Source organism: Streptomyces sp. NPDC048275, from assembly GCF_040652275.1.
Taxonomy (GTDB): Bacteria; Actinomycetota; Actinomycetes; order Streptomycetales; family Streptomycetaceae; genus Streptomyces.
Genome location: NZ_JBEZLR010000173.1, coordinates 1 through 10,141, shown reverse-complemented (window position 1 = coordinate 10,141; position 10,141 = coordinate 1). Strand labels below are relative to the sequence as shown.

The following is a 10,141-nucleotide window of genomic DNA, read 5'->3' as shown; positions in this document are numbered from 1 at the left end:
CAAGGCGAGTTGGACATCTGATCGGGCATGGTCGGCGCCCCTGGCCTGCGGATTCCGGTGTCTTGATCCCCTACACCACGTGGCGGGACGCCATCAGGGAACGGCGAGCAGGACGGCCATCCAGGCGATCTTCCCGCCGTCACCTGACAGACGGAAGCCCCATTTCCCTGCGGTGAGCTGATCGACGATGTGAAGCCCACGGCCGCTTTCCGGAAGGTCTTCGGACACCCTGGAGCAGCGGCCTACCGCCGAGGGTTACCGGCAGGCGGTGCGTGCCCTGGCGCGGATGCGGGCGCTCGCGGCACGGCGTCTGGCCCGGGACCCGACGATCGGGGCGGGACTGCGGTGCTCCACGGCTGACTTCGCCGACGTTGCGCGCCGGGCCGGGGTCGGCCTGGGAGCCGTCCGCCCGGGCCTCGCCGGAGCACTCAAGGCTCCGACAAGAGTGTTGATCGGCCGCCTCGACCCCCTCTCGTGCCACCAAGAGTCGATCGTCCACAGCGACTTCAGGGAGCTTCATTAGGCAAGTGGGTTGTCGGAAGTGGGCATGTCGGTTCGGTGAAGCGATGGCGTGGGCGGAGAAGTACGCGAACAGTCGTCAGGAGTTCCAGGCGCCCTGCGCGGCGGTTGCACGGGCGTAGTCTGCGAAGTCCCGAGGGCTGCGGCAGAGTACCTTCTCCACGTCACCAGTGACCGAACTCAAGGCGCCGGAACGGATGTGGGCCTACAGGTCGACGGTCAGCCGCACCCATTCCTCGGGAACACCGTGGGCGCCCTACTCGGTGGTGTATGCCTCGGTGGTCAGCGGGGTGTAGCGGATGGTGCGCCAGTGGCGTGGGAAATGTCGGCGACGGCATCGGCGAACGACAGCAGCCTCGGCCCGCTCAACTCGTACGTTTGCCCTGCGTGTCCGGGCTGGGTCAGGGCGGTCACGGCGACGGCAGCTCGGCTGCCTGCGCGCTGCCGAGGTCGGGGGTGACCAGGTACACACCGGTCACGTGCCGCAGGGTCGGCTGTCATGTGGTGCGGTCGTTCCAGTCAGAGCCGCGTGACTCCAGGCGGGGTATGTGCAGTAACACCGGTCCGTGGTAGGCGCTGGACTCGTCGTGCCGGAGACCGAATCCAGCAGCCCCAGCGCTGCCCCGGGCGGAAAGCTTCAACCGCTGCCCTTCCTCCTGACGAATCAGCAAGGCGAAGCCGCGCGGAGGCTGCTGAGCTGCGTGGTCTCGCTCGGCCCCCTGCTGCCACCGGCCACCCCGCAACGCCCGGGAAAGAATCTTCCGGCGGAAGGTGCGGATGCGCGTGATCTTCCCCCGAACGGGCAGGTCGCAGCCTCGGCGGAGGAACATTTACGGGCGACACCGTCCTACGCTCTGACCTTGGACAACGATGAATCCGGGGACTCCCGCGAGGAGCCTCGAGAGCACGTCTGGAGACACACCATGAGCGAGCAGCCCACCCCGTACGGCGACGGCACGTCGCCCGCCACCGCGCCGTCCCCGAAGCGCACGCGCATCCATCACCTGCGCGAGATGAAGGAACAAGGGGAGAAGTGGGCCATGCTGACGGCCTACGACATGTACACCGCGGCCACCTTCGACCAGGCGGGCATTCCTGTACTGCTCGTCGGCGACTCCGCGTCCAACAACGTCCTCGGCAACAAGACGTCGCTGCCCGTGACCGTGGACGAGCTGATACCGCTGGTACGCGCGGTGACCCGGTCCGCCCAGCGAGCTCTGGTGATCGCGGACCTTCCGTTCGGCTCCTACCAGGCGACGGCCGAGCAGTGCTTCCACACGGCGGTTCGCTTCATGAAGGAGGCGGGCGCGCAGGCCGTGAAGCTCGAAGGCGGAGCGGAAATGGCGCTTCAGGTAGAACTGCTCGCGCGGTCCGGAATCCCCGTGATGGCGCACATCGGCTTCACCCCGCAGCGGGAGCACAGTCTCGGCGGCTATCGGGTGCAGGGGCGTGGCGAGGACGCGCAGCGGTTGATCGCCGAGGCGAAGACACTCGAAGCCGCCGGCGCGTTCGCCCTACTGATCGAGATGGTGCCCGGCGACGTCGCTGCGGAGATCACCAAGTCGGTACAGATCCCCACGGTGGGTATCGGAGCCGGAAAGGACTGCGACGCGCAGGTGTTGGTGTGGCAGGACATGGCCGGGCTGCGCACCGGGCGGCTGCCGCGCTTCGTCAAGCAGTACGCCGATGTGCACACGGTGCTGACAGACGCGGCCCGGGACTTCGCGGCGGACGTGGCCGCCGGAAGCTTCCCGGCCCCGGAGCACACGTTCTGACCGGAGACGCACGACGCCGACGGGCGCGTACGACGGTTTTCCGGTCCCACGGCCCGGGGAACCGCTGCGTCACGTACCACCCCTCTGAACTGCACTCATCTGCGGCGACATGTGAAGGCCACGCGTCACCACCGTCTGAACCCCATCGAACGCCGCAAATCAGTCCAATGATGTACAGGTAGCCCTGTTCTCCTCGTGGCGGGCTCCGATGAAGTAGCTTCCGTCCACGCGCGGGACGCCCGAGGTCCTCCCGCCGTCACTGAAAGGTTCATGCCCGCCATGCCGCGCCCGCGTTCGTTCATGCAGGTCGATGTCTTCTCCACGGACCCCTACCTGGGAAATCCGGTGGCTGTTGTCCTGGACGGGACGGACTTGACCGACGAGGAGATGCAGCGCCTGGCGCGCTGGACGAATCTGTCCGAGACCACGTTCGTGCTGCCTCCCACCACGGTGGCCGCGGACTACCGGCTGCGGATCTTCACTCCCGGAGGCGAACTGCCCTTCGCCGGCCACCCGACTCTCGGGTGTGCCCGCGCATGGCTGGACAACGGCGGCGTGCCCCGGCACGCCGATCGCATCGTGCAGGAGTGTGCCGTCGGCCTGGTCAGGGTGCGCCGCGCCGGTGACATCCTGTCCTTCGCCGCACCGCCACTGGTTCGCGACGGCGCGCTCGACGAGGAGTACGTCGACCGGATCGTCGCCGCGTTCGGCGTCAAGCGTGACCGTGTCCTTGCCCGCCAGTGGGTCGACAACGGGCCCGGTTGGGCCGTGGTCCGGCTGCCCACCGCCGAAGAGGTCCTCACTCTCGAACCCGACCTGTCCCTCATCCCCACCGCGATGGTCGGCGCGATCGGCGCGTACCCCGAAGGATCCGAGCACGACTTCGAGATGCGCACCTTCGCCCCCGGCGTCGGCGTGGCCGAGGACCCCGTGTGCGGCAGCATGAACGCGCCTCCGTAGGGCAGTGGCTCACCGCCACCGGTGCCGCGCCCTCCAGCTATCGGGTCTCCCAGGGCACGCGCGTGCGCCGGGCCGGAACCATCGAGATCACTGCGGACGAGGACGGCACCGTGTGGGTCGGCGGCGGCGCCACCGGCTACATCCGCGGCACCATCACTCTCTGAGGCGTCCGGGGTCGCTCCGCGTGCGGCCGCCCTGCTCGTCGGCCGGCCGGTGCGGCGAAGCGGCTCCCACCGCCCCCGACGGGGCGGGCGGCCATGCGCGGGGACAGGGCACGCGCAGGGATTCGCCGGTGACCGGTGAGTGCTCCGCGGCGGCGCGCAGCCGGCCGTCGCGCAGGGCGACCGCACCGCTGCGGAGCATGGTGGCGACCAGCTCTGTGGCCAGTGCCGCGGGCGAGCGGCCCAACTGCCGTGCCGCATCGGTCAGCCACGCGCGCGCGTGCAGGTAGGGCTCGACCTCGTCGGCCGGTATCCCGTCGCGGATCATCAGGGCGAACGCGAAGATCCGCCTCGCGCCGTACCAGACGGCCCCGTCCGGATCGTCGACCAGGCGCTGGGCCCGGCGCAGTGCGGCGGCGAACGCGGCGCCGGGATCGGCAGGGATCGGGCCGTGCGAGGGGAGGAGGACGCGCGGGGCCAGACCGGCCATCCGCTGCAGGGAGCCGAGTGCGGTGAAGGCCGCGTCGGGGCCGTCGAGGGCCAGGTTCACCCAGCCCACGTCGTAGTCCGACAGCGCGTCGCCGACCACGAGCAGTCGCTCGTCAGGTTGCCACAGCGCCAGCTGGCCCGGGGTGTGCCCGGGCGTGTGGACGACCTCCCAGTCGGCGTCGCCCAGCCGAAGGAGCTGTCCGTCGTGGAGGGGGATGTCGACGGTGTAGGGGGCGACGGGCTGGTCGAGGTACTCGGCCGCGCAGCAGCCGGGGTCCCGTCGCGCGATCGCCTCGGCCTCCGGTGCGCCGGCGGCGATGCCCGCACCGCCGGACTGCAGCAGAGCGTTGCCGCCGACGTGGTCGGAGTGCCAGTGGGTGTTCACCACCAGCTCGATGTGGCCGGCGTGGGCGCGGGCCCAGGCCGCTGTCTGTCGGGCATGGCCGACGAACCCGCTGTCGACGAGGGCCGGCTGCCGTCCGTGGAGCAGGAGCAGGTTGGCGTCCGGGAACGGCCGCTGCTCCCAGGTCACCCAGGGCGGCAGCATCCGCGGGTTCACTGCGCGGGCCTGTCGACGCGGATGAGGGTCTGCTGCCCGTTGGCGACGAGCTTGCGCCGCCCGTCGCCGACGCCGTACACCTCCAACTGGCAGACGGTCAGGGTGCGTCCGGCCTTCAGGACGGTACCGATCGCCTCGATGTGGTCGCCCAGCGCGGGCGCGAGGAGGTTGATCTTGTATTCGACGGTGAGCACCTCGGTGTCCTCGAGGAAGAGGGTGAGGGCCGCGTAGCCGCCGGCGCTGTCGGCGATGGAGCTGGTGGCACCTGCGTGGAAGTACCCGTGCTGCTGGGTCACTTCGGGCCTGCCGGGGAGGGCGATGTGTACGCAGCCCGGAGCGATGCGGGTGATGCGCGCGCCGAGGTGGCGCATCAGCCCTTGCCTGTCGAAGCTCTCCTGGATGCGCTTGCGTACCTCGGGGCTCGCCTGTTCCTGCGATGTCTGGTCTTCCACGTGGCTCTCCATCGGTGACGGTCTGCGGATCTGCGGTGCGGGTACGGCGCCATCCCCTCAGGCGCTCTCCACCAGCAGGAGCCCGCCGATGCCGATCATCAGGACGCCGCTGATACGGGTGACCAGGCGGGCCGCTGCCGGGCGGGTCTTGAGCACGACTCCGGCGAGCGCCCCCACGGCAAGGTAGACGACCGCGCAGCCGGCCATGTGGAGTGCGCCGAGCACACCGGTCTGGACCGCGACGGGCCAGCCACCCTGAGCGTCGATGAACTGCGGGAACAGCGAGAAGTACAGCAGCAGCGCCTTCGGGTTCAGGCCGCTGATCCCGAAACCCCTGAGCATGATCTTCCCGCGTGAGGAGGCGAGGGGCTCCACGGCGGCGTTCAGCTCGGCCGGCCGCTTCAAGGCGGACCACCCCAGCCACATCAGATAGCCCGCGCCGAGCACAGTCAGGGCGGTGAGCAGGGCCGTCGAGCTCGCGACGATCACGACCAGGCCGGCCACGGCGAGCAGGGTGTATCCCGCGTATCCGGCGACCAGCCCGGCGACCGCGGGGATCAGCGACCGCTCCCGCAGTCCGGCGGCGATCGCGTAGGCCCAGTCCGCACCCGGGGTGAAGATCAGCAGCAGATCCACCGCCAGGAAGGCGGCCAGTGTTGTTGTATCCATCATGGGCCCCTCTCGCACTTCGCCTTTCGAGAGGGGAGATTATGCGAGCAATGCCCGAAAGTGTTTCCGTGTTTTCCCCGATAGGCAGCGAAGTGGGGGAGAATATTGCTCATGGATGCTCTGGATCGAAATATTCTTACTGAGCTGCAGTTGGACGGGCGGCTGACGGTGACCGAACTGGCCGCCAGGGTCGGGCTGAGCGTCTCGCCCTGCCACCGCCGGCTGCGCGACCTGGAACGGAACGGCGCGATCCGCGGTTACCGCGCGGTCGTCGACCCGGCGGTCGTCGGCCTGGACTTCGAAGCGCTGGTCTTCGCGACCCTGCGCTGGGAGGACAGGGACACCGTCACCACGTTCGAGGAGGCCGTGGCGGCAGTGCCGAACGTCGTCCAGGCCCAGCGGCTGTTCGGTGACCCCGACTATCTGCTGCGCGTGGCGACCACCGACCTCGCCGCGTACCAGCGGCTCTACGACGAGCGGCTGGCCAAGCTGCCGGGGGTGCAGCGCCTGAACTCCACCCTCGTGATGAAGCACGTCGTCCAGGACCGCCCACTGCCCGTGTAGGTGCGGTCTGTCGCCGGGTGCACCGGAACCACCCGGCGGTCACGACGTACGCGGTTCGTGATCCAGGCAGTGGGCGCCAAGGTCAGTCGACTGCCTCGCAACGTTCTTCCCCGGCAGCGGTTGCGGTGTCTTCGACAAGACGCTCGCCCACCGCCGAGGCGAGGAAGACGGCCACAACGGTGAAAGCGACGACAGCGATCATCGCGGTGCGAAGGCCGTAGTGGTCGCCGAGGAAACCGAGACTCGGAGGACCGACCAGGAACGCCACGTAGCCGATCATCGCCACGAGGCTGACCCTGGCCGCTGAGTCGGGCCCCGAGTCGCCGGCGGCCGACAATGTGACGGGGAAGCCGAGGGATGCCCCCAGACCCCACAGCACAACCGCGACACCGGCCAGGGCGGCTGAGTCGGAGAAGACGACAACGGCGATTCCCACGGTCGCGGAGATCGCGCTGGCGCGGACGACGGGAACGCGGCCGAAGCGTTCGATGAAGAATCCGCCGGCGAACCGGCCGACGGTCATGGCAGCGGCAAAGCCCAGGTAGACGGCTGACCCGAGAGCCTGGTCCATGCCGTGCCCGTCGACCATGAGCAGGGGCAGCCAGTCGTTCGCGGCCCCCTCGGCCAGCGCCATGGCCAGGATGATCGCGCCGATCAGGAGCAGCCGGCGGTCCTTCCACACCTTCGGCCGCGGCGATGACGTACGGGCCTGGGTCTGTCGGGCCTTGTCAGCGCCTGCCGTGTGCGGAATGGCGCGGAAGGCGTAGGCGAACGTGGCCGAGGTCACGAGGGCCACGGCCACCAGGTGCCATATCACCGGGAAGGCGACCGCGGTGCACAGGATGCCTACTGCGGACCCGACCACCGTTCCCAGGCTGAAGAATCCGTGGAGCGCCGGAAGTACCGTCCGCCCGGTGATGCGCTCGACCTCCGCGCCGTCGATGTTGATCGCGACCTCTCCGCCGCCCATCCCGGCGCCGAAGAGGAGCAGCCCTGCCGCGACCCCGGCCGCGGAGGAGAGCTGCGCACCGACGCCGATGACGGCGATCCCCAGGATGATGAGCAGCGTTCCCACTCCCATGACGGGGCGGGCACCGACCCTGCCGACGAGTGGTCCGGAGCTGATTATTCCGATCATGGAGCCGATGGACAGCCCGAACAGGACCAGGCCCATCTGCGCGGTCGACGCGTGAAGCTGGTCCCTGATGTCCGGCGTGCGGGTCACCCAGGAGGAGATCGCCAGCCCGGGTATCAGGAAGAAGAGGAACAGCGCTGTTCGGCGACGGCGCGTGGCCAGATCCATGAGGTGCTCTTTCACGTGGACGTGGACGTGGACGTCATGAGGGCGCCGTCTTTCGAACACGGCGTGCCGCAGGAGAGAGGAGAGACGTAGTCCTCCACCCGGCCGTGGCCGGGCCGTGTCGTCCGGACAACGGTACAGAAGCCCGAGGTGGGGCCGCATGCCGAGGTCCGCTGGACAGCTCGCCCCGAACGGTGCGGGAAACAGTGCGGCCGGGACGGAGGCAGGCCGTGCCTGCTCTCCGTCCCGACCGCACTGGCGGCCCTGTCGGTCAGTGCCCTTGTACGGGGTCACCGGCGCCCGGAGAGCGCCTCTTTCCGGTGTTCGAGGTCCGCCGGCGCGGACTGCTGATGCGTCAGCTTCTCGCCCTCGACATCGACGTGCGGCAGCACCCGGTGCAGGAACCGCGGCAGCCACCAGGCGGCGTGCTTCAGAACGGACATGGCCGCCGGGACCAGCGCCATACGGACGACGAACGCGTCGAACAGGACGCCGACCGCCAGGGCGAGGCCCATGCCCTTGGTCACCTGCATGTCGGCGAAGACGAACGAGCCGAAGACGCACACCATGATGACCGCTGCGGCGGTGACCACCTTCGAGGCGTGGCCGAAGCCGTCCACCATCGCCTGTTCCGGGCTCTTGCCCCGCGAGTACTCCTCACGCATTCGGGACACCAGGAAGACCTCGTAGTCCATCGCGAGGCCGAACAGGATGCCGACGAGCAGGATCGGCAGGAAGCTGATCACGGTCGGGCTTGCCTGGGTGCCGAGCAGGGAGGAGAACCAGCCCGACTGCAGGACGGCGACCAGGACGCCCAGGGACGCGCTGAGCGACAGCAGGAAGCCCACCGCCGACTTGAGCGGCACCGCGAGCGAGCGGAACACCAGCGTGAGCAGCAGGACGGCGAGGCCCATGACCACCAGGCAGTAGACGGGCAGCGCGTCCGTGAGCTTGGCGGCGACGTCCAGGTTCACGGCGGTGGTGCCGGTGACGTCGATCTGCGCACCCGTGGAATTCTCCACGCCGTCGCGTTCCGCCCGCAGGTCGGTCAGCAGCTGCTCGGTCTCCACGGAGTCGGGGGCACTGGACGGCAGGACGTTCAGGACAACCGTGTCACCCGACTTGCTGAGCACTGCCGGAGTGACCGAGGCAACGTCGTCGAGTTCGGTCGCCTGCGCAGCGACCTGCTTGGCCGCCGACTCGGTCGCCTTCGGGGTGTCGCCCTGGACCAGGACGGTCAGCGTGCCGCTGTACCCGGGGCCGAAGGCATCGTCGATCATGTCCTGAGCGCGCACGGCCTCCTGGTTGGTGCTGGGCACCGTGAGGCCGAGGCGGAGGTCGGCGGCCGGGACGGCCAGGGCCCCCAGGCCCACCACACCGAGGAGCAGAACGGTCCAGCGGCGCCGGTGCATGAGGCTCGCCCAGCGGGCTCCCGCCGTCGGCGCACCGGACCGCTGCCGGCGCAGCGAGCGCTCCGCGGACCTGCGCAGCACGGGTACCTGGCTGTAGGCGATGTTCCGGCCCATCAGCCCCAGTACGGCAGGCAGCAGGGTGAGCGCGAGCAGCACCGAGAAGACGACGGTGCCGGCGGCGCCGAGGCCCATGATGCTGAGGAACGGGATCCGCACCACGCTCAGGGCGGCGAGCGCGATGATCACGGTGGCACCGGCGAAGAGTACGGCCGATCCCGCGGTGCCCACGGCCAGGGCGGCGGACTCCTCCGGATCCATGCCGTCCCGTACCTGGGACTGGTGCCGGGAGACGATGAACAGCGCGTAGTCGACGCCGACGGCCAGGCCGAGCATGAGGGCGAGGATCAGCGCCGTGCTGTCCATCTCGACGAAGTGGGTGAGCGAGAGCAGGCCCAGGATTCCGAACGCCACACCCACCAGCGCCGTCACCAGCGGGATGATCGCTGCACGCAGCGCGCGGAACACGATCACCAGGACGATCAGCGTGATGATGCCGATGACTTCGCCGATGCCGCCGACGGCCGTCTCCACGGGTCGAACGCGTCACCGCCGTGCGCCACCGTCATGGCGGACGAATCCGCCGAGTCCGCTGCCTTCTCCAGCGTCGTCGTGTCGATTTCACCGGGCTGTTCCGCGTCGAACATGACCTTGGCCATCCCCGTCCGGCCGTCGGGGGACACGGTCCCCAGCTGGGCCGACGGAGCGGCCACGGCTTCGGCCCCGGGGATGTCGGCGATGGTATCGGTGGCCTCGCGGACCGCCTTGCCCTCCGCGCCGGCCGTCACCGTCGTCCCCTCGGCGGTCTGGAAGACGATCTCGCCGGTGACACCGTCACTGGAGGAAGGGAACTCCTTCTCCAGGACGTCCAGGGCCCGCTGAGCCTCGGTGCCCGGGATGGTCGTACTGGTGGCGAACGGCTTCATCAGCCCCATGGCAGTCGCGCCGAGGGCGCACAGCATGAGGAGCCAGCCGACGATCACCCCCCACTTGTGGCGGTAGGAGAACCGCCCCAGGCGGTACAGGAACGTGGACAACGAAACTCCTTGGGATGGACGTGCGATGGGGCCCGGCGGACTGCGCGAGGAAATCGGCGGCCGGTGCAGTACTCACGACCGCAGGAGCCGGCTAAGAGGTCGTTTTCTCCCGTTGTTTCATCCCGGGATGCGATTTTGATCCGGGGATGTCGGGTCGCGCCAGGAGATGGTGTTCTCGCCGGTGAGG

General features: G+C 69.3%; 10 protein-coding genes. 4 read left to right on the top strand and 6 right to left on the bottom strand.

Going from position 1 to position 10,141, the window contains the following annotated elements; all coding sequences use genetic code 11:
- Positions 1-1,442 precede the first annotated feature (1,442 nt).
- From panB to AB0D57_RS46085, 3 genes are all read left to right on the top strand, one after another.
- Positions 1,443-2,294, top strand: coding sequence for a 3-methyl-2-oxobutanoate hydroxymethyltransferase (gene panB, locus AB0D57_RS46095; protein WP_362088499.1), 852 nt, complete (start codon positions 1,443-1,445; stop codon positions 2,292-2,294).
- Positions 2,295-2,573: 279 nt separating this feature from the next.
- Positions 2,574-3,254: a PhzF family phenazine biosynthesis protein gene (locus tag AB0D57_RS46090; protein ID WP_362088498.1), complete on the top strand. Its 681-nt coding sequence runs from the start codon at positions 2,574-2,576 to the stop codon at positions 3,252-3,254.
- On the top strand, positions 3,227-3,418 hold the full coding sequence (locus tag AB0D57_RS46085; RefSeq protein WP_362088497.1) for a hypothetical protein: 192 nt from the start codon (positions 3,227-3,229) through the stop codon (positions 3,416-3,418). Before AB0D57_RS46090 ends, AB0D57_RS46085 begins: the two co-directional genes overlap by 28 nt.
- Here AB0D57_RS46085 and AB0D57_RS46080 read toward each other — a convergent pair.
- Genes AB0D57_RS46080 through AB0D57_RS46070 form a run of 3 tightly spaced genes read right to left on the bottom strand, consistent with a single transcriptional unit; the run spans position 3,408 to position 5,584 of the window.
- A complete protein-coding gene (locus tag AB0D57_RS46080) occupies positions 3,408-4,463 on the bottom strand; it encodes an MBL fold metallo-hydrolase (protein ID WP_362088496.1) in 1,056 nt (351 codons plus the stop codon). The two genes, AB0D57_RS46085 and AB0D57_RS46080, sit on opposite strands and share 11 nt — an antisense overlap.
- Positions 4,460-4,915 carry a PaaI family thioesterase gene (locus tag AB0D57_RS46075; protein WP_362088495.1) on the bottom strand — a complete coding sequence of 152 codons (456 nt, stop codon included), beginning with the start codon at positions 4,913-4,915 and terminating at the stop codon, positions 4,460-4,462. The genes AB0D57_RS46080 and AB0D57_RS46075 overlap by 4 nt, the downstream gene beginning before the upstream one ends.
- A 57-nt stretch (positions 4,916-4,972) precedes the next feature.
- Complete coding sequence (locus tag AB0D57_RS46070; RefSeq protein WP_362088500.1) at positions 4,973-5,584, bottom strand: LysE family translocator; 612 nt, start codon at positions 5,582-5,584, stop codon at positions 4,973-4,975.
- 111 nt (positions 5,585-5,695) lie between these two features.
- Between AB0D57_RS46070 and AB0D57_RS46065 the strand changes: the two genes are divergently transcribed.
- On the top strand, positions 5,696-6,148 hold the full coding sequence (locus AB0D57_RS46065) for an Lrp/AsnC family transcriptional regulator (protein ID WP_362088494.1): 453 nt from the start codon (positions 5,696-5,698) through the stop codon (positions 6,146-6,148).
- A gap of 82 nt (positions 6,149-6,230) precedes the next feature.
- On the opposite strand, the gene AB0D57_RS46060 is transcribed toward AB0D57_RS46065, so the two are convergent.
- From AB0D57_RS46060 to AB0D57_RS46050, 3 genes are all read right to left on the bottom strand, one after another.
- On the bottom strand, positions 6,231-7,451 hold the full coding sequence (locus tag AB0D57_RS46060) for an MFS transporter (RefSeq protein WP_362088493.1): 1,221 nt from the start codon (positions 7,449-7,451) through the stop codon (positions 6,231-6,233).
- Between the two features lie 287 nt (positions 7,452-7,738).
- Positions 7,739-9,451, bottom strand: a complete 1,713-nt coding sequence (locus AB0D57_RS46055) for an MMPL family transporter (RefSeq protein WP_362088492.1) — start codon at positions 9,449-9,451, stop codon at positions 7,739-7,741.
- The gene (locus AB0D57_RS46050; protein ID WP_362088491.1) at positions 9,400-9,954 is read right to left on the bottom strand and encodes an MMPL family transporter; all 555 of its coding nucleotides are present in this window, start codon (positions 9,952-9,954) and stop codon (positions 9,400-9,402) included. Before AB0D57_RS46050 ends, AB0D57_RS46055 begins: the two co-directional genes overlap by 52 nt.
- Positions 9,955-10,141 lie beyond the last annotated feature (187 nt).